This window comes from Pseudomonas sp. GV047, from assembly GCF_003058245.1.
GTDB lineage: Bacteria > Pseudomonadota > Gammaproteobacteria > Pseudomonadales > Pseudomonadaceae > Aquipseudomonas > Aquipseudomonas marginalis.
In genome coordinates, this window is sequence record NZ_QCWA01000003.1 from 403,310 (window position 1) to 420,611 (window position 17,302).

Below are 17,302 nucleotides of genomic sequence, written 5' to 3' on the forward strand. Positions count from 1 at the left end.
TGATGCGAACCGCGTCGCGCTCCACACCGCTTTCGGGAACCTCGGTACAGGCAGGCCGGGGATTCCCTCTTTAACACCGAAGCCTCTGGCTTCACCCCGTTTTGGGAGCCCTGGTACAGGCAGGCCGGGAACTCCCTCTTTTATTGCTCTTGGAGATGGATCTCCAGCCGCCAGCGGTCATCCACCTCCTCGCCCTTCCACTCCCCGCGCAACGGCCGAGCCGCCACCAGGTTCAGCAGCAAGCCCGCATCGGTCTTGCGCACGCGCCAGTTCACATCCTTGTCGTTGACCTTGAGCTGCCCGCTGGCGGCCTTGCCTTGTGCATCGAACAACAGCGCCACGGTGCCGTCGATGTGCTCGCCGTGCAGCTTGGGTTCGCGGTTGAACCACACCACAACACCGTCCGCCGCCGTCTCTATCTGCTGCAACTCGACCGGGTCAGGGGTGGTCAGGCGACCGATCATCAGGCCCACCATCAGGCCGACAATCGCCAATGAGCCCATGACCCTCGGCATTAGCTTCGGCCTTGGGTCTTCTTCAGGGGTAGAATGCAGCGCATCTTTGCCTTCGGAGCCGTGCATGTTTCACGTCATCCTTTTTCAACCAGAAATTCCGCCGAATACCGGCAACGTTATCAGGCTGTGCGCCAACAGTGGCTGCCACCTGCATTTGATCGAGCCCCTGGGCTTCGACATGGACGACAAACGCCTGCGCCGTGCCGGCCTGGACTACCACGAGTACGCCACCCTCCAGCGCCATGCCGACCTGGCCAGCTGCCTGGAAAGCCTGGGCCACCCACGGCTGTTCGCGTTCACCACCAAGGGTTCGCGACCGTTCCATGATGCCAGCTTCGCCGAAGGCGACGCTTTCCTGTTCGGCCCGGAAAGCCGCGGCCTGCCGGCCGACGTACTCGACGCCCTGCCGGACGGGCATCGCCTGCGCCTGCCGATGCGCGAAGGCTGCCGCAGCCTGAACCTGTCGAACACCGTCGCCGTGGCCGTCTACGAAGGCTGGCGCCAACTCGGCTTCAAGTAACACACATAACAAATGTGGGAGGGGGCTTGCCCCCGATGGCGGAGTGTCAGTCGACATCTACGTGACTGATCCACCGCCATCGGGAGCAAGCTCCCTCCCACATTGGGTTCTGCGTCGGGTTCGAGATTACTGAACCGTCGGCGCGCCTTCCTGTTGCATGCGCTGCAGCTCTTGGGCGTACAGAGCATCGAAGTTCACTGGAGCCAGCATCAACGCCGGGAACGAACCACGGGTGACCAGGCTGTCCAGGGTCTCGCGGGCATACGGGAACAGGATGTTCGGGCAGAACGCACCCAGGGTGTGGCTCATGGACGCTTCGTCCAGGCCCTGGATCAGGAAGATACCGGCCTGTTGCACTTCAGCGATGAAGGCCACTTCTTCGCCATTCTTGACGGTGACCGACAAGGTCAGCACGACTTCGTGGAAATCGCCTTCCAGTGCCTTTTGACGGGTGTTCAGGTCCAGGGCAACGCTTGGGGTCCATTCCTGGCGGAAGATAGCCGGGCTTTTCGGCGCTTCGAACGACAAGTCACGCACATAGATACGCTGCAGCGAAAATTGTGGGCCTTGGGCTTCTGCTGCTTCGGTGTTCTGTTGGTCAGTCATCGCAGATCCTTCTTGATCTTGGGGTCTTTTAGGGGTTAGGAGTCAGACGAGCAGCAGCGCATCGAGTTTACCGGCGCGCTCCAGGGCAAACAGGTCGTCGCAACCACCGATGTGTTTAGCGCCGATCCAGATCTGCGGCACCGACGTGCGCCCCGCCTTCTGGGCCATTTCGGCACGCACCTGGGGTTTGCCATCGACCTTGATCTCTTCGAAGGCAACGCCCTTTTTCTCCAGCAGGGCTTTGGCCCGCATGCAGTAAGGGCACCAATCGCTGGAATATACGACGACCTGGCTCATATCACTTCACCAGCGGCAGGTTATCGGCGCGCCAGCTGCTGATGCCACCGGACAGCTTGGCGGCGGTGAAACCGCTCTTGAGCATCTCGCGGGCGTGGGTACCGGCGTGCTGGCCCTGGGCGTCGACCAGGATGATGGTCTTGGCCTTGTGCTTTTCCAGCTCGGGCAGGCGCGCGATCAGCTTGTCCTGAGGGATGTTCAGGGCACCGACGATATGGCCGGTGGCGAAATCCTTGACTGGGCGGATATCCACCACAATGGCCTCATCCTTGTTGACCAGCGCGGTCAGCTCCGACGTGCTCAGGCTGCGGCCACCACGGCTCAATTCGTGAGCGATCAGCAGCGCCAGCAGGATGACGAAGGCACCCACGAGCAGATAGTGGGCAGTGGCAAATGCAATCAGGTGATCAACCATCAAGGAGGTTCCAGGGCGTTAAAATGGCGGTAAGTATACACAGCCGTCAGGGGGGGCCAACCCCCGTAAGGCGGTGACGTGGTCGGAACTTCGCTTTAAACTGCCACTCCCTTTTCAATTGCCTTCCTTTATTACCGCCGCGAGAGGATCTATGACTACTACGCCTAAACCTTTGGTCCTGATAATTCTCGATGGCTTCGGACACAGTGAAAGCCACCACGACAACGCGGTGTACGCGGCCAAGAAGCCCGTACTCGACCGCCTGACCGCGACGGTGCCCAACGGCCTGATCTCCGGCTCGGGCATGGACGTGGGCCTGCCGGACGGCCAGATGGGCAACTCGGAAGTCGGCCACATGAACCTCGGCGCCGGACGAGTGGTCTATCAGGACTTCACCCGCGTGACCAAATCGATCCGCGATGGCGAGTTCTTCGAGAACCCGACCCTCTGCGCAGCGGTAGATAAAGCAGTGGCCGCCGGCAAAGCCGTGCACTTCATGGGCCTGTTGTCCGACGGCGGCGTTCACAGTCACCAGGACCATCTGGTGGCAATGGCCGAGCTGGCCTTCAAGCGCGGCGCCGACAAGATCTACCTGCACGCCTTCCTCGATGGTCGCGACACCCCGCCAAAAAGCGCGCAATCCTCCATCGAGCTGCTGGACGCCACCTTCGCCGCCCTGGGCAAGGGCCGCATCGCCAGCCTGGTGGGCCGCTACTTCGCCATGGACCGCGACAACCGTTGGGACCGCGTGTCCCAGGCCTACAACCTGATCGTCGACGGCCAGGCCGAATTCCACGCCGCCACCGCCCAGGAAGGCCTGGAAGCCGCCTACGCCCGCGGCGAGAGCGATGAATTCGTCAAGGCCACCACCATCGGCGAGCCGGTCAAGGTCGAAGACGGCGACGCCGTGGTGTTCATGAACTTCCGCGCCGACCGTGCCCGCGAGCTGAGCCGTGTGTTTGTCGAAGACGGTTTCAAGGAATTCGAGCGGGCGCGCCAGCCAAAAGTCCAATACGTCGGCCTGACCCAATACGCCGCCAGCATCCCGGCCCCCGCTGCCTTTGCTGCCGGCAGCCTGGACAACGTGCTGGGCGACTACCTGGCGAAGAACGGCAAGACCCAGCTGCGTATCGCTGAAACCGAAAAATACGCCCACGTCACCTTCTTCTTCTCCGGCGGCCGTGAAGAACCGTTCCCGGGCGAAGAACGCATCCTGATCCCTTCGCCGAAAGTCGCCACCTACGACCTGCAGCCGGAAATGAGCGCGCCGGAAGTCACCGACAAGATCGTCGACGCCATCGACCACCAGCGTTACGACGTGATCGTGGTCAACTACGCCAACGGTGACATGGTCGGCCACAGCGGCAACCTGGAAGCTGCGACCAAGGCCGTGGAATGCCTGGACCTGTGCGTCGGCCGCATTGTCGAGGCCCTGGAAAAAGTCGGCGGCGAAGCGCTGATCACCGCCGACCACGGTAACTGCGAGCAGATGTCCGACGAAACCACCGGCCAGGCTCACACGGCTCACACGACCGAGCCGGTGCCGTTCATCTACGTCGGCAAGCGCAACTTCAAAGTACGCGATGGCGGCGTACTGGCGGATGTGGCGCCGACCATGCTGATGCTGATGGGGTTGGAGAAGCCGAAAGAGATGACTGGCACCTCAATCCTGGTCTGATCTAAACAACAGTGTGGGAGGGGGGCTTGCCCCCGATAGCAGTGGGTCAGCCAACACCTATTCAGCTGACACACCGCAATCGAGGGCAAGCCCCCTCCCACATTGGATCTGCGGCGTTTGGTAGATGTCTTTTTGCCATACCACCGCCACTCGGCACCTATCTTGCCTTCCAGGCCGAATTGGGCGTTTTTTTTGCAGCGCTTGGCGGGCATACTAGGCCGTCCCTTTCCCTGGTGTCGCCCGCCTCTATGCTTCGCGCCTTGATTACCCTCGCTCTTGTCTGCCTGCTCCAACCGGCGTTTGCCGACGAGCGCGCACAAACTCAACAACAGTTGGACGCTACGCGTCAGGACATTACCGAGCTGAAAAAACTGCTCGGCAAGCTCCAGGAAGAAAAATCCGGGGTGCAGAAAGACCTGCGCGGCACGGAAACCGAAATGGGCAAGCTGGAGAAGCAGGTCCAGGAGCTGCAAAAAGAACTAAAGAAGAGCGAGTCGGAACTGGAGCGACTCGACGCTGAGAAAAAAAAACTCCAGAGCGCACGCGTTGAACAGCAACGCTTGATCGCGATCCAGGCCCGCGCCGCCTACCAGAGCGGCCGCCAGGAATACCTCAAGCTGCTGCTCAACCAGCAGAACCCGGAGAAATTCGCGCGCACCCTGACCTACTACGACTACCTGAGCAAGGCCCGCCTGGAGCAATTGAAAAGCTTCAACGAGACCCTGCGCCAGTTGGCCAACGTCGAACAGGAAATCGCCAACCAGCAGTCGCAGCTGGAGGACCAGAAAGCCAGCCTCAACGCCCAGCGCGACGAGCTGGACAAGGTCCGCAAGGAGCGCCAGCTGGCCCTGGCCAAGCTCAATGACGACGTGAAGGCGCGCGACGCCAAGCTGCAGGCCCGCGAGCAGGACCAGGCCGACCTGGCCAAAGTGCTCAAGACCATCGAAGAAACCCTGGCACGCCAGGCACGCGAGGCCGAAGAAGCGCGACAGAAAGCGCTGATCGCCCAGCAGGAAGCGGAAAAAAAGCGCCAGCGTGAGGCCGAACTGGCAGCCACCAGCGATGCCCCCGCACCGCGTAAACCGGCACATGCCGCCCCTGGCCCGCTGGTTTCCAGTGCCGGCGAGTCGTTCGGCGGGCCTTTTGCTTCAGCCCGCGGCAAACTTCCATGGCCGGTTGATGGTCGACTACTGGCACGCTTTGGGGAAACCCGAGGCGACGATACCCGCGCCAAGTGGGATGGGGTGATGATCAGCGCCTCTGCCGGCAGCCAAGTCCACGCCGTACATGGCGGGCGCGTGGTGTTTGCCGATTGGCTGCGGGGCGCCGGCTTGCTGGTGATTCTCGACCACGGTAATGGCTATTTAAGCCTTTATGGCCACAATCAGACGTTACTCAAGTCGGCAGGTGATGTTGTAAAAGCCGGTGAATCCATCTCCACTGTCGGTAACAGTGGTGGCCAGGACACCCCGGCGCTGTACTTCGCTATTCGTCAGCAGGGTCGCCCGAGCGATCCCGCACAATGGTGCCGGTCCCAAGGATAGGGTCGCATCTACATTAGGAGTTCGTTCGACATGCTGCATTTGTCCCGCCTCACTTCGCTGGCCCTGACGATCGCCCTGGTCATCGGCGCGCCTCTGGCTTTTGCCGACCAGGCCGCCCCGGCTGCACCCGCCGCCACGGCCGCGACCACCAAGGCGCCATTGCCGCTGGACGAGCTGCGCACCTTTGCCGAGGTCATGGACCGGATCAAGGCCGCCTATGTCGAACCTGTAGACGACAAGACCCTGCTGGAGAATGCCATCAAGGGCATGCTCAGCAACCTTGATCCGCACTCCGCCTACCTGGGTCCGGAAGATTTTGCCGAGCTGCAGGAAAGCACCAGCGGTGAATTCGGCGGCCTGGGCATTGAAGTCGGCGCCGAAGACGGCAATATCAAGGTGGTCTCGCCCATCGATGACACCCCGGCGTCCAAGGCCGGCATCCAGGCCGGTGACTTTATCGTCAAGATCAACGGCCAGCCGACCCGCGGCCAGACCATGACCGAAGCCGTCGACAAGATGCGCGGCAAGATCGGCCAGAAAATCACCCTGACCCTGGTGCGCGACGGCGGCAACCCGTTTGACGTGACGCTCACCCGCGCGACCATCGTGGTCAAGAGCGTGAAGAGCCAGCTGCTGGAGTCGGGCTACGGTTACATCCGCATCACCCAGTTCCAGGTCAAGACCGGCGACGAAGTGGCCAAGGCCCTGGCCAAGCTGCGCAAGGACAACGGCAAGAAACTCAGCGGCATCGTGCTCGACCTGCGCAACAACCCGGGCGGCGTGCTGCAGTCGGCGGTGGAAGTGGTCGACCACTTCATCACCAAGGGCCTGATCGTCTACACCAAGGGCCGTATCGCCAACTCCGAGCTGCGCTTCTCGGCCACCGGCAACGACCTCAGCGAGAACGTGCCATTGGCCGTGCTGATCAACGGCGGCAGCGCCTCGGCCTCGGAAATCGTCGCCGGCGCCCTGCAAGACCAGAAGCGCGGCGTGCTGATGGGCACCACCAGCTTCGGCAAAGGCTCGGTACAAACCGTGCTGCCGCTGAACAACGATCGCGCCCTGAAGATCACCACCGCGCTGTACTACACGCCGAACGGCCGCTCGATCCAGGCCCAGGGCATCGTGCCGGACATCGAAGTGCGCAAGGCCAAGATCACCAACGAAATCGACAGCGAGTACTACAAGGAAGCCGACCTGCAAGGTCACCTGGGCAATGGCAACGGCGGTGCCGACCAGCCAACCGGCAGCAGCAAGAAAGCCAAGCCGATGCCGCAGGACGATGACTACCAGTTGGCCCAGGCGCTGAGCCTGCTCAAGGGCCTGAGCATTACGCGCAGCCGTTGATATGCGTGTTGCCCTGATCATCGCTGTGCTGTGCAGCCTGGCAGGGGTCGCGCAAGCGACTCCTGCCGGCGAATCCCACAAAGCCTACCTGACCCTTATCATCGACGACTTGGGGCAAAACCTGCCCCGGGATCGTCGCGTGCTGGCCCTGCCTGGGCCAGTGACCACGGCGATCATGCCCGACACGCCCCACGCCGCCGAATTCGCCCGCGAAGCGCACAAGGCCGGCAAGATCGTGATCCTGCACATGCCCATGGACCCCGCCACCGGCCCGTTCGCCTGGCACCCTGAACTCTCCCTCGAAGAACTTGGCCAACGCCTGGACGCCGCCTTCAAGGCCGTGCCCTACACCGCCGGCATCAATAACCATATGGGCAGTCGCATGACCGCCCAGCCGGCCGCCATGGCCTGGCTGATGGCGGAACTGCAGCGGCGCAACAAATTCTTCGTCGACAGCCGCACCAGCGCACAGACCGTGGCCGCCGCCGAGGCGCAGAAGATCGGCCTGGCCCATGTCTCGCGGGATGTATTCCTCGATGATGAGCGCACCGAAGCGGCGATTGCCACGCAGCTGCAAACCGCGATCAAGCTGGCGCATAAACAGGGTTCGGCGGTGATGATCGGCCACCCCTATCCGCAGACGCTGGCGGTGCTCGAGCGCGAATTGCCCAAGCTCCAGGCCCAGGGTATCGAGTGGATTGATATCAAGCTGATGATCAGTGTGCGCAGCAATCAAGCCATGGCGGGGCACGGCAAGAACGGCGTCTACCGCTACAAATAGTCCGCCATGATCTGTTCCACCCGCCCTTCAGAGCGCAACTGATCCAACGCTGCCTGCAGCCTGGCCACCGTCTCATCCGGCACATCCTTGTTCAGCGCCAGGTACAACTGGGCACTGTTGAACCGCAGCACAGTCTTGAGCCCGGTCACACCGACCTGGCGCGCCAGGTAACGTCCGGCCGGGTCGCCGGTGGCCCACAGGTCGATCTGGCCATCCACGAGCTTTTGCGCGTTGTCCTGGTCACGCAACACCACCACCGGGTTAAGGCCCTGCTTCTCCAGGGTCTCGGCGATGGCATCGCCTTTATAGGCGCCGATCCTGTAGCGGCGCGCGTGCTCCAGGTCGTCGAGCTGGATCTTGCTGTCGGCCTTGGCCAGCAGCACCCAGTCGTCCGGGCCAATGGGGCCGACCCACTTGAACAGCGCTTCACGATCCGGCAGGCGCGCCATCACAAACACGCCATAGCCGGGTTTCTCCAGGGCGAGCTTGTAGATTCGCTCCCAGGGAAAACGCAGGGTGAGATTGTAGGAAATGCCGGCACGCTTGAAGGTTTCCCGCACGATGTCCACGGCGATGCCTTCGATGTTCTCGTCCCGGGCGAAGTTCTTGCCGTTCTTGGCCATGTTGTAGGGCGGGAAATTTTCCGTCAGCAACACCAGGGAGGCGTCGGACGGCTCTTCGGCGTGGGCCGCACTCACCATGAAGATGGAGGCGCTGGCGAGGGCAAGCAGCAGGGTCTTGAACATGAAGGCTACCGGAATCCATGGCAAGCGCAGAGAGTGCCGCGCGCCTGCCATGGTGTCCAGCAACGTTTAGCGAACCACGATACCGCGCGCCGCCATGTAGGCCTTGGCCTCGGGAACGGTGTATTCGCCAAAGTGAAAAATACTCGCCGCCAGCACCGCGCTGGCATGGCCTTCGATCACGCCGTCGGCCAGGTGTTGCAGGTTACCGACACCGCCGGAGGCGATCACCGGAATACCCAGCGCATCGCTGATGGCGCGGGTCACGCCCAGGTCGAAGCCGTTCTTCATGCCGTCCTGGTCCATGCTGGTCAGCAGGATTTCCCCGGCGCCCAGGCCTTCCATCTTCATCGCCCACTCCACCGCGTCCAGGCCGGTCGGCTTGCGACCGCCATGGGTGAAGATCTCCCAGCGCGGGGTTTCGCCCGGGCCGGAGACTTTCTTGGCGTCGATGGCGACCACGATGCATTGCGAGCCGAAGTGCTGCGCGGCTTCGCCGACGAACTCCGGGTTGAACACCGCAGCCGTGTTGATCGAGACCTTGTCCGCACCGGCATTGAGCAGGTTGCGGATGTCCTGCACGGTGCGCACGCCACCGCCCACGGTCAGCGGGATAAACACCTGGCTGGCCATGCGCTCGACGGTATGCAGCGTGGTGTCGCGGCCGTCGACGCTGGCGGTGATGTCGAGAAAGGTGATCTCGTCGGCACCCTGCTCATCGTAGCGACGGGCGATTTCCACCGGGTCGCCGGCGTCACGGATGTTCTCGAACTTGACGCCCTTGACCACGCGACCGTTGTCGACGTCCAGGCAAGGGATGATGCGTTTGGCCAGCGCCATGGTCAGTCCTCAGCCGTTGTAGGCATCGCAGTAAGCCTGGGCTTCGGCGACGTCCAGGGTACCTTCGTAGATCGCGCGGCCGGTGATGGCGCCGATGATCCCTGGCGCCTTGGCGTCCAGCAGCGACTTGATGTCACCCAGGTTGTGAATGCCGCCGGAAGCGATCACCGGAATCTTCGTCGCCGCCGCCAGCGCCGCGGTGAACGGCACGTTGCAGCCCTGCATCATGCCGTCTTTGGCGATGTCGGTATAAACGATGGCGGACACGCCGTCGGCTTCGAACTGCCTGGCCAGGTCGATGACTTGCACGGTGCTGATTTCAGCCCAGCCGTCGGTGGCGACGAAACCATCTTTAGCGTCCAGGCCCACGATCACTTTGCCCGGGAACGCGCGGCAGGCTTCGGCGACGAAGGCCGGGTCTTTCACGGCCTTGGTGCCGATGATCACGTAGCTCACGCCAGCCTTGACGTAATGCTCGATGGTTTCCAGGGAGCGGATACCGCCGCCGATCTGGATCGGCAGGTTCGGGTAGCGCCTGGCGATCGCGGTGACCACCTCGCCGTTGACCGGCTGGCCTTCGAAGGCGCCGTTCAAGTCCACCAGATGCAGACGCCGGCAGCCCCCTTCCACCCATTTGGCAGCCATGCTCACCGGATCATCGGAGAACACGGTGGAATCTTCCATACGGCCTTGGCGCAGACGGACGCAGGCGCCGTCCTTGAGATCGATAGCGGGGATAATCAGCATCTGGCAAACCTTATTCGATATTCAGCAATGCTTGGGAAATCAGGGTTTCTCAAGCGACCACAGGTCGCTTTCGATGCTTTCGAACCTTTCTTTAAGGAGCGTCTGCGTATCGAAAATCGCCCTGTTGTAATAGTGCGGAGCCACTTCGGTGGTGAACAGCTCAAGAATCTCGGCGACCTCGAACGAGCCCAGCTTGAGCTCGAAGCGGTCTTCCATGAAGCGCTTGATCTTGAGGGTAGCCTCACTTTCCTGCTCCGGCGTGAGGGTCAAGATCGGCAGCTTCGGCTTCCTGGCCATTTACCAGCGCCCATCCCAGGCGGCGAAGTTCTGCAGCAATTGCAGGCCATGGGTATGGCTCTTCTCCGGGTGGAACTGCACGGCAAAACGCGAACCTTCGGCCAACGCTGCGGCGAATTCGACGCCGTAGTGCCCACCACCCACCACCTGGCGCGGTTTACCGGCGGCGATGTAGTAGCTGTGCACGAAGTAGAAGCGCGCCATGTCCGGGATGTCGTGCCACAGCGGGTGATCCACCGCCTGGCTGACTTCGTTCCAGCCCATGTGCGGGACTTTCAGGTGGGCGCCGTCTTCGTGCAGGTCCTTGCCGAAGAACTTCACCTGGCCGGGGAACAGGCCGATGCAGTCGACGCCGTCGTTCTCTTCACTGCGATCGAGCAAGGCTTGCATGCCCACGCAGATGCCGAGGAACGGACGATCCTGGCTGACTTCGCGCACCAGGCTGTCAAAGCCCAGGCGACGGATCTCCGCCATGCAATCGCGGATCGCCCCCACACCGGGGAACACCACGCGGTCGGCTTCGCGAATCACGCTGGCATCGCTGGTGATCAGCACCTTGCCGGCCCCTACGTGTTCGAGGGCCTTGGCCACCGAATGCAGGTTGCCCATGCCGTAATCGATAACCGCGACCGTCTGCATTACAGGACGCCCTTGGTCGAGGGCATCTGCCCGGCCATACGCTCATCCAGCTCCACGGCCATGCGCAGCGCGCGGCCGAAAGCCTTGAACACGGTTTCGATCTGGTGGTGGGTGTTGGTGCCGCGCAGGTTGTCGATGTGCAGGCTGACCAGTGCGTGGTTGACGAAGCCCTGGAAAAATTCCTGGAACAGGTCGACGTCAAAGCCGCCCACGGTGGCGCGGGTGTACGGCACGTGCATCTGCAGGCCTGGGCGGCCGGAGAAGTCGATGACCACACGCGACAGCGCTTCGTCCAGCGGGACATAGGCGTGACCGTAGCGACGGATGCCTTTTTTGTCGCCGATGGCCTTGGCAAACGCCTGGCCGAGGGTGATGCCTACGTCTTCCACCGTGTGGTGGTCGTCGATATGCAGGTCGCCCTTGCTGACGATATCCAGGTCGATCAGCCCGTGACGGGCGATCTGGTCCAGCATGTGCTCAAGAAAAGGTACACCGATATCAAATCGGGCCTTTCCGGTGCCATCCAGGTTGATCGAGGCTTTGATCTGGGTTTCCAGAGTGTCGCGCTCGACGGACGCCTTACGTTCGGCCATCACCAGCTCCGCAAAATCATTGGGCGAAAAAGGCAGCCATTATAGGGGCGCGGGCGCTAAACAGAAACATCGAAGGGGATAAGACTGACGAGTTGAGGCGGGGAATGCCGGGATAGACATGTATACACAAGCGGGTGCTCCAGGATGGTGCGCCCGCTTGTATTCAACTTAGTGGAACAGTACCGCCGTCTTCTGCAGGGTCACCCACACACCCCACGCCAACGGAATACCCACCACCAGCCAGGCCGCGATCGCCAATGGCACGGTGCCGGGCGCCGCTTTCCACTCCAGGGAAGTGCTGGCATCAGCCCCTTTGTCATGGCCCAGCGCCTGTTCGGCGGCAAGTTCTGCATCGGTCATGAAGTACTTGTCGGCCACCGGGCGGACCAGCATGTTGCAGATAAAGCCCAGCACCAGCAGGCCGGCGAGGATGTACAAGGTGATGTCATAGGCCGCAGCGCGTTCAACGCCGATGCTCAGTTGATACTCACGCAGGTAGTTCACCAGCACCGGGCCCAGCACGCCCGCCGCTGCCCAGGCAGTCAGCAGGCGACCGTGGATCGCGCCGACCATCTGGGTACCGAACAGGTCGGCCAGGTAGGCCGGGACCGTCGCAAAGCCACCGCCGTACATCGACAGGATGATGCAGAACGCCGCCACGAACAGCGCCACGTTGCCCAGGTGCCCCAGGTTCGGGATCAGCGCATACAGGGCAAAGCCCAGGGCGAAGAACACGAAGTAGGTGTTTTTACGCCCCAGGTAGTCGGAGAACGACGCCCAGAAGAACCGACCACCGATGTTGAACAGGCTCAGCAGGCCGGTGAAGCCCGCAGCGATGGCGGCAATCGACGCCAATTGCCCGGCGTCCAGTTGGCCAAACGGCACATCGACACCCAGCAGCTTGCCACCGAACACTTCCTGCAGCAGCGGCGAAGCCATGCCGAGGATGCCGATACCGGCCGACACGTTCAGGCACAGCACCAGCCATACCAGGCGGAACTGCGGGGTTTTCCACGCCACATTCACGTGCACGTGACGGTGGGTGATCATCGCGTTACTGGCTTTTTTCGCCGGTGCGGTCCAGCCCTCAGGCTTCCAGCCAGTGGGTGGAACGCGGTAGGACAGCGCGCCGCCGATCATGAACACGAAGTAGATCGCAGCCATGACCAGGAAACTCTGCCATACGCCTACGCTGGTCGGCGAAGCAAAGTGGCCCATCAGCGCAGCAGCCAGCGGGGCGCCCACCATTGCGCCGCCGCCGAAGCCCATGATCGCCATGCCGGTGGCCATGCCGCGCTTGTCCGGGAACCACTTGATCAGGGTCGATACGGGCGAGATATAGCCCAGGCCCAGGCCGATACCGCCAATGACCCCGGAGCCGATCCACATCAGCCAGATCTGGTGGGTATAGATACCCAGCGCCGAGATCAGCAGGCCGCCGCACCAGCACAACGCCGACACAACACCGGCCTTGCGCGGCCCGGCATGTTCCAGCCAGCCACCCCAGATCGCTGCCGAGCAGCCCAGGAAGATGAAGAACAGGGTGTAGATCCAGCCCAGCATGGAGATGGGCCAGTCGCATTGGGATGAGAAGACCTGGGCGATGAAGCTCATGTCCGGTGCACAGGCGACAGGCTTGGTGATACCCAGCGCCTTGGACAACGGCAACCAGAACACCGAGAAGCCGTAGGCCATGCCGATGCACAGGTGGATGGCCAGGGCGGCCGGTGGAACCAGCCAGCGGTTGAAGCCGGGCTTGGCGATAATGCGCTCCTTGGACAGGAACGCAGGCTGTGGGGCGGTAGTGCCCGCCACAGTGCTGCTGCTCATTGATGTATCCCCCAGTTATTAGTATGCGTTCGTCAGGCGCTCTCTCCCTCGGCCTTGCACGCAAAGCGTGGCCGTTTTTTGTAGAGTGAAGCTCCATTTTGGCGCGACGATAAGTCGCAGAAGGCGAACGAACGGCTGAAGATTAGCATTAGCGAGTGACAGAAAAACCAAAATGACATCATCTTTTTGCGATTTTTCGGTTTTATTGGCGTCAAAAACCCGTTTTCACCCCTATGGATACAATGTAACGATCGGTGACCTGACGCAGGCCGTCGGGCGTTATACTCTGCGGCTAAATTTTGAAATCGACATACAAGGACTCGCCCATGAAAGCGTTCGGCAAAATCCTGGGTCTGGTACTTCTCGGGCTGTTGCTGATCATTGTGGCTCTGGGCTTTGCCCTGACCCATCTCTTCGATCCCAACGACTATAAAGACGAGATTCGCCAGATTGCCCGCGACAAGGCCCACATCGAGCTGACGCTCAATGGCGATATCGGCTGGAGCCTGTTCCCCTGGCTCGGCCTTGAACTGCACGAAGCCAGCGTGGCGACCCTGACCACGCCGACCCAACCCTTCGCCGACCTGCAAATGCTTGGCCTGTCGGTGCGCGTCCTGCCGCTGCTGCGTCGCGAGGTGCAGATGAGCGATGTGCGGGTCGAAGGCCTGAACCTGCGCCTCAACCGCGACAAGCAGGGCCATGGCAACTGGGAAGACATCGGCAAGAACGCGCCGGTGGCAACTGCCGGAACCCCCGCGCCAGCGCAAGCGCCTGCCGAGCCCGAAGCAGAAAAACCGTCCAAGCCGATCCGCCTGGATATCGACAGCCTGACGGTCAACAACGCCCGCGTCGAATACAACGATGAACAGACCGGCAAGCAATTCAGCGCCGAAAGTATCCAGCTGAGCACCGGCGCCGTGCACGAAGGTGCGAGTATCCCGGTGAAACTCACCGCCTTCTTCGGCAGCAACCAGCCGGTGATGCGCGTCAAGACCGAGCTCAACGGCAACCTGCGTATCGAGCGCGCGCTCAAGCGCTACCAGTTCGAAGACATGAAAGTCACCGGCGAAGCCACTGGCGAGCCGCTGCAAGGCAAGACCGTGACCTTCTCCACCCAGGGCCAGCTACTGGTGGACCAGGCGGCCAATATCGCCGAATGGACCAACCTGAAGCTCGCGGCCAACCAGTTGCGCGCCCTGGGCGAGCTGAAGGTCAACGACCTGGACAAGACCCCGCAGCTCAGCGGCGCGCTGTCCATCGCCCAGTTTGACCTGGCCAAGTTCCTCGACAGCGTCGGCAACCCGCTGCCGCCCATGGCCGAGGGCAGCCTGAGCAAGGTCGAGCTGGTCAGCCGCCTCAAGGGCACGCCGACCAGCCTGGCGCTGGAAGACCTGAACCTGAAACTCGATGGCAGCACCTTTACCGGTCGCGTCGCCGTGGACGACTTTGCCAAGCAGGCGCTGCGCGTGCAGCTCAAGGGCGATACCTTCAACGCCGACAACTACCTGCCGGCCAAGTCCGAATCCGCCAAGGGCGCGACCGCCGCCCGCCAGGCCGAAGTGCAGAACAGCGAAGCCGGCGCCATGGCGGCCGGGGGCACCACGCCACTGCCGGAAGCACCGACCAAAGGCGCCTGGAGCACGGACAAACTGCTGCCATTGGCCCACCTGCGCAAGCTGGATGTGAATGCCGACCTCGCCTTCGGCCAACTGACCCTGAGTAAATTGCCGATCCAGAATGCCGTGCTGAAAGCGTCCGGCGTCGACGGCCAACTCAAGCTCGACACCCTGAGCGGCGGGCTCTACAACGGCACCTTCCAGGCCAATGGCAGCCTGGACGTGCGCCAGGACATTCCGCTGCTGGCCCTGCAAAGCCGGATCAGGCAGGTGCCGGTCGAACGCATCCTGCAGGCCCAGGGGCAAACGCCGCCGGTGAAAGGCCAGGTCACCCTCGACAGCAACCTCAGCGGCCGCGGCAACAGCCAGAAAGCCCTGATCGACAGCCTCAACGGTACCGCCAGCTTTGTGATCAACAACGGCGTGCTGCTCAACGCCAACCTCGAGCAGCAACTGTGCACCGGTATCGCCCTGCTCAACCGCAAGACCTTGAGCGGCGAACAACGCGGCAAGGACACACCGTTCCAGGAGTTGAAGGGCAACCTGACCTTCCGTAACGGCGTCGCCAACAACCCCGACCTGAAAGTGCGCATCCCCGGGCTGGCGGTCAATGGCAACGGTGACGTCGACCTGCGCGTACTGGGCATGGATTACCGCGTCGGCATCATCGTCGAAGGCGACCAGCGCGAAGTACCGGACCCGGCCTGCGAAGTCGGCGCCAACTTCCAGGGCATCGAAGTGCCGCTGCGCTGCCGTGGCCCGCTGGAGCTCGGCGCCAAGGCCTGCCGCCTGGACAAGGACGGCCTGAGCCAGGTCGCGATCAAGGCGGCCGGCAACAAGCTCAGCGAGAAGCTGGAAGAGAAGCTCGACAAGGTCAATCCGCAGCTCAAAGATGCTTTGAAAGGCCTGTTCAAACGATGAAAAACGAGCAGTTTTCAACGGCGGTGCTGGACTGGTACGACCGCCACGGCCGCCATGACCTGCCCTGGCAGCAGGGCATCACGCCTTACCGGGTGTGGGTTTCGGAGATCATGCTGCAGCAGACCCAGGTCAGCACGGTGCTCAATTACTTCGACCGCTTCATGGCCTCCCTGCCAACGGTCGAAGCCCTGGCCGCCGCGCCGGAAGACGAAGTGCTGCACCTGTGGACCGGCCTGGGTTATTACACTCGGGCGCGCAACCTGCAAAAGACCGCGAAAATCATCGTGGCCGAGTACGGCGGCGAGTTTCCCAGGGATGTGGAAAAACTCACCGAGTTGCCCGGTATCGGCCTGTCCACCGCCGGCGCGATTGCCAGCCTGAGCATGGGCCTGCGCGCGCCGATCCTCGACGGCAACGTCAAACGCGTGCTGGCGCGCTTCACCGCACAAGAGGGCTACCCCGGCGAGCCCAAGGTGGCCAAGCAGCTGTGGGCCACCGCGGAGCGCTTCACACCCCATGACCGTGTCAACGCCTACACCCAGGCGATGATGGACATGGGCGCCACCCTCTGCACCCGCAGCAAGCCCAGTTGCCTGCTGTGCCCGCTGGAAAAAGGCTGCGAAGCCCACCTGCTCGGCCTGGAGACACGCTACCCGATCCCCAAGCCGCGCAAGAGCATCCCGCAGAAGCGCACGCTGATGCCGATGCTGGCCAATGCCGAAGGCGCTATCCTGCTTTACCGTCGCCCTTCCACCGGCCTGTGGGGCGGCTTGTGGAGCCTGCCCGAACTGGACGACCTGCAAGACCTCGAACACCTGGCCAACCAGCACGCACTCGAACTGGGCAAGCATCAGGCACTGCCGGGGCTGATCCACACCTTCAGCCACTTCCAACTGGCCATCGAACCCTGGCTGGTCCAGGTCGAGGAATCCGCCCATCACGTGGCCGAGGCCGACTGGCTCTGGTATAACCTCGCCACCCCGCCGCGCCTGGGCCTTGCCGCCCCGGTAAAGAAACTGCTGAAACGCGCGGCCGATGTATTGAACGCAGGAGAGTCGTCATGACCCGCACCGTAATGTGCCGCAAGTACAACGAAGAATTGCCAGGCCTGGAACGCCCTCCGTACCCAGGTGCGAAGGGCCAGGACATTTTCGATCATATCTCCGCCCAGGCATGGGGCGACTGGCTGAAACACCAGACGCTGCTGATCAATGAAAAACGCCTGAACATGATGAACGCCGAAGATCGTAAATACCTGTCAGGCGAAATGGACAAGTTCTTTTCCGGCGAGGATTACGCCAAGGCTGACGGCTACGTGCCGCCTGCTCAATAATTGATCAAAAATCGGGGTCGGCACGTAAGCGACGGTAATA

19 protein-coding genes are annotated in these 17,302 nt (G+C 62.2%); 8 read left to right on the forward strand and 11 right to left on the reverse strand.

Going from position 1 to position 17,302, the window contains the following annotated elements:
* Window positions 1–140 precede the first annotated feature (140 nt).
* Window positions 141–581: a hypothetical protein gene (locus C8K58_RS10165; protein WP_092358719.1), complete on the reverse strand. Its 441-nt coding sequence runs from the start codon at window positions 579–581 to the stop codon at window positions 141–143.
* On the opposite strand from C8K58_RS10165, the gene C8K58_RS10170 reads away from it, so the two are divergent.
* The gene (locus C8K58_RS10170) at window positions 580–1,035 is read left to right on the forward strand and encodes a tRNA (cytidine(34)-2'-O)-methyltransferase (RefSeq protein WP_046070509.1); all 456 of its coding nucleotides are present in this window, start codon (window positions 580–582) and stop codon (window positions 1,033–1,035) included. The two genes, C8K58_RS10165 and C8K58_RS10170, sit on opposite strands and share 2 nt — an antisense overlap.
* 126 nt (window positions 1,036–1,161) lie before the next feature.
* Here C8K58_RS10170 and secB read toward each other — a convergent pair whose 3' ends face one another.
* The 3 genes from secB to C8K58_RS10185 are packed head-to-tail and all read right to left on the reverse strand — an operon-like array spanning window position 1,162 to window position 2,353.
* Window positions 1,162–1,641, reverse strand: a complete 480-nt coding sequence (secB, locus tag C8K58_RS10175; RefSeq protein ID WP_014716520.1) for a protein-export chaperone SecB — start codon at window positions 1,639–1,641, stop codon at window positions 1,162–1,164.
* Window positions 1,642–1,683: 42 nt separating this feature from the next.
* Window positions 1,684–1,938: a glutaredoxin 3 gene (gene grxC, locus C8K58_RS10180; RefSeq protein ID WP_010213876.1), complete on the reverse strand. Its 255-nt coding sequence runs from the start codon at window positions 1,936–1,938 to the stop codon at window positions 1,684–1,686.
* A gap of 1 nt (window position 1,939) precedes the next feature.
* Window positions 1,940–2,353 (reverse strand): rhodanese-like domain-containing protein, encoded by a 414-nt coding sequence (locus tag C8K58_RS10185; RefSeq protein ID WP_108573676.1) that lies wholly within the window; start codon window positions 2,351–2,353, stop codon window positions 1,940–1,942.
* Between the two features lie 151 nt (window positions 2,354–2,504).
* Between C8K58_RS10185 and gpmI the strand changes: the two genes are divergently transcribed.
* The 4 genes from gpmI to C8K58_RS10205 all read left to right on the forward strand — a co-directional run bounded on the left by gpmI (window position 2,505) and on the right by C8K58_RS10205 (window position 7,703).
* Window positions 2,505–4,031, forward strand: a complete 1,527-nt coding sequence (gene gpmI, locus C8K58_RS10190; RefSeq protein ID WP_098480536.1) for a 2,3-bisphosphoglycerate-independent phosphoglycerate mutase — start codon at window positions 2,505–2,507, stop codon at window positions 4,029–4,031.
* A gap of 248 nt (window positions 4,032–4,279) precedes the next feature.
* Window positions 4,280–5,575 (forward strand): murein hydrolase activator EnvC, encoded by a 1,296-nt coding sequence (locus tag C8K58_RS10195; protein ID WP_027605073.1) that lies wholly within the window; start codon window positions 4,280–4,282, stop codon window positions 5,573–5,575.
* A gap of 30 nt (window positions 5,576–5,605) precedes the next feature.
* Window positions 5,606–6,922, forward strand: a complete 1,317-nt coding sequence (locus C8K58_RS10200; protein WP_027605074.1) for a S41 family peptidase — start codon at window positions 5,606–5,608, stop codon at window positions 6,920–6,922.
* Window position 6,923: 1 nt separating this feature from the next.
* Window positions 6,924–7,703 (forward strand): divergent polysaccharide deacetylase family protein, encoded by a 780-nt coding sequence (locus tag C8K58_RS10205; protein ID WP_027605075.1) that lies wholly within the window; start codon window positions 6,924–6,926, stop codon window positions 7,701–7,703.
* Here the strand turns inward: C8K58_RS10205 and C8K58_RS10210 are convergent.
* From C8K58_RS10210 to C8K58_RS10240, 7 genes are all read right to left on the reverse strand, one after another.
* Window positions 7,694–8,449, reverse strand: coding sequence for an ABC transporter substrate-binding protein (locus C8K58_RS10210; RefSeq protein WP_027605076.1), 756 nt, complete (start codon window positions 8,447–8,449; stop codon window positions 7,694–7,696). The two genes, C8K58_RS10205 and C8K58_RS10210, sit on opposite strands and share 10 nt — an antisense overlap.
* Before the next feature lie 66 nt (window positions 8,450–8,515).
* Window positions 8,516–9,286 (reverse strand): imidazole glycerol phosphate synthase subunit HisF, encoded by a 771-nt coding sequence (gene hisF, locus C8K58_RS10215; protein ID WP_003171107.1) that lies wholly within the window; start codon window positions 9,284–9,286, stop codon window positions 8,516–8,518.
* Between the two features lie 9 nt (window positions 9,287–9,295).
* Complete coding sequence (gene hisA / locus C8K58_RS10220) at window positions 9,296–10,033, reverse strand: 1-(5-phosphoribosyl)-5-[(5-phosphoribosylamino)methylideneamino]imidazole-4-carboxamide isomerase (protein ID WP_027605077.1); 738 nt, start codon at window positions 10,031–10,033, stop codon at window positions 9,296–9,298.
* A gap of 39 nt (window positions 10,034–10,072) precedes the next feature.
* Window positions 10,073–10,330, reverse strand: coding sequence for a DUF2164 domain-containing protein (locus C8K58_RS10225; protein ID WP_027605078.1), 258 nt, complete (start codon window positions 10,328–10,330; stop codon window positions 10,073–10,075).
* On the reverse strand, window positions 10,331–10,969 hold the full coding sequence (gene hisH, locus C8K58_RS10230; protein WP_027605079.1) for an imidazole glycerol phosphate synthase subunit HisH: 639 nt from the start codon (window positions 10,967–10,969) through the stop codon (window positions 10,331–10,333). It lies immediately after the preceding gene.
* Window positions 10,969–11,562, reverse strand: coding sequence for an imidazoleglycerol-phosphate dehydratase HisB (hisB, locus tag C8K58_RS10235; RefSeq protein WP_017849940.1), 594 nt, complete (start codon window positions 11,560–11,562; stop codon window positions 10,969–10,971). Before hisB ends, hisH begins: the two co-directional genes overlap by 1 nt.
* A 168-nt stretch (window positions 11,563–11,730) precedes the next feature.
* Window positions 11,731–13,392 (reverse strand): OFA family MFS transporter, encoded by a 1,662-nt coding sequence (locus C8K58_RS10240; RefSeq protein WP_027605080.1) that lies wholly within the window; start codon window positions 13,390–13,392, stop codon window positions 11,731–11,733.
* 326 nt (window positions 13,393–13,718) lie between these two features.
* Here C8K58_RS10240 and C8K58_RS10245 point away from each other — a divergent pair, with 326 nt between their 5' ends.
* Genes C8K58_RS10245 through C8K58_RS10255 form a run of 3 tightly spaced genes read left to right on the forward strand, consistent with a single transcriptional unit; the run spans window position 13,719 to window position 17,262 of the window.
* The gene (locus tag C8K58_RS10245; RefSeq protein WP_027605081.1) at window positions 13,719–15,929 is read left to right on the forward strand and encodes an AsmA family protein; all 2,211 of its coding nucleotides are present in this window, start codon (window positions 13,719–13,721) and stop codon (window positions 15,927–15,929) included.
* On the forward strand, window positions 15,926–16,993 hold the full coding sequence (gene mutY, locus C8K58_RS10250; RefSeq protein WP_027605082.1) for an A/G-specific adenine glycosylase: 1,068 nt from the start codon (window positions 15,926–15,928) through the stop codon (window positions 16,991–16,993). The genes C8K58_RS10245 and mutY overlap by 4 nt, the downstream gene beginning before the upstream one ends.
* The gene (locus C8K58_RS10255) at window positions 16,990–17,262 is read left to right on the forward strand and encodes an oxidative damage protection protein (RefSeq protein ID WP_027605083.1); all 273 of its coding nucleotides are present in this window, start codon (window positions 16,990–16,992) and stop codon (window positions 17,260–17,262) included. The genes mutY and C8K58_RS10255 overlap by 4 nt, the downstream gene beginning before the upstream one ends.
* The last annotated feature ends 40 nt before the right edge of the window (window positions 17,263–17,302 follow it).

Bases quoted from the DNA above. Each gene is read 5' to 3' on its own strand.
- C8K58_RS10170 (WP_046070509.1), top strand. From the start codon at position 580: ATGTTTCACGTCATCCTTTTTCAACCAGAAATTCCGCCGAATACCGGC.
- C8K58_RS10165 (WP_092358719.1), bottom strand. From the start codon at position 581: ATGCACGGCTCCGAAGGCAAAGATGCGCTGCATTCTACCCCTGAAGAA.
- secB (WP_014716520.1), bottom strand. From the start codon at position 1,641: ATGACTGACCAACAGAACACCGAAGCAGCAGAAGCCCAAGGCCCACAA.
- grxC (WP_010213876.1), bottom strand. From the start codon at position 1,938: ATGAGCCAGGTCGTCGTATATTCCAGCGATTGGTGCCCTTACTGCATG.
- C8K58_RS10185 (WP_108573676.1), bottom strand. From the start codon at position 2,353: ATGGTTGATCACCTGATTGCATTTGCCACTGCCCACTATCTGCTCGTG.
- gpmI (WP_098480536.1), top strand. From the start codon at position 2,505: ATGACTACTACGCCTAAACCTTTGGTCCTGATAATTCTCGATGGCTTC.
- C8K58_RS10195 (WP_027605073.1), top strand. From the start codon at position 4,280: ATGCTTCGCGCCTTGATTACCCTCGCTCTTGTCTGCCTGCTCCAACCG.
- C8K58_RS10200 (WP_027605074.1), top strand. From the start codon at position 5,606: ATGCTGCATTTGTCCCGCCTCACTTCGCTGGCCCTGACGATCGCCCTG.
- C8K58_RS10205 (WP_027605075.1), top strand. From the start codon at position 6,924: ATGCGTGTTGCCCTGATCATCGCTGTGCTGTGCAGCCTGGCAGGGGTC.
- C8K58_RS10210 (WP_027605076.1), bottom strand. From the start codon at position 8,449: ATGTTCAAGACCCTGCTGCTTGCCCTCGCCAGCGCCTCCATCTTCATG.
- hisF (WP_003171107.1), bottom strand. From the start codon at position 9,286: ATGGCGCTGGCCAAACGCATCATCCCTTGCCTGGACGTCGACAACGGT.
- hisA (WP_027605077.1), bottom strand. From the start codon at position 10,033: ATGCTGATTATCCCCGCTATCGATCTCAAGGACGGCGCCTGCGTCCGT.
- C8K58_RS10225 (WP_027605078.1), bottom strand. From the start codon at position 10,330: ATGGCCAGGAAGCCGAAGCTGCCGATCTTGACCCTCACGCCGGAGCAG.
- hisH (WP_027605079.1), bottom strand. From the start codon at position 10,969: ATGCAGACGGTCGCGGTTATCGATTACGGCATGGGCAACCTGCATTCG.
- hisB (WP_017849940.1), bottom strand. From the start codon at position 11,562: ATGGCCGAACGTAAGGCGTCCGTCGAGCGCGACACTCTGGAAACCCAG.
- C8K58_RS10240 (WP_027605080.1), bottom strand. From the start codon at position 13,392: ATGAGCAGCAGCACTGTGGCGGGCACTACCGCCCCACAGCCTGCGTTC.
- C8K58_RS10245 (WP_027605081.1), top strand. From the start codon at position 13,719: ATGAAAGCGTTCGGCAAAATCCTGGGTCTGGTACTTCTCGGGCTGTTG.
- mutY (WP_027605082.1), top strand. From the start codon at position 15,926: ATGAAAAACGAGCAGTTTTCAACGGCGGTGCTGGACTGGTACGACCGC.
- C8K58_RS10255 (WP_027605083.1), top strand. From the start codon at position 16,990: ATGACCCGCACCGTAATGTGCCGCAAGTACAACGAAGAATTGCCAGGC.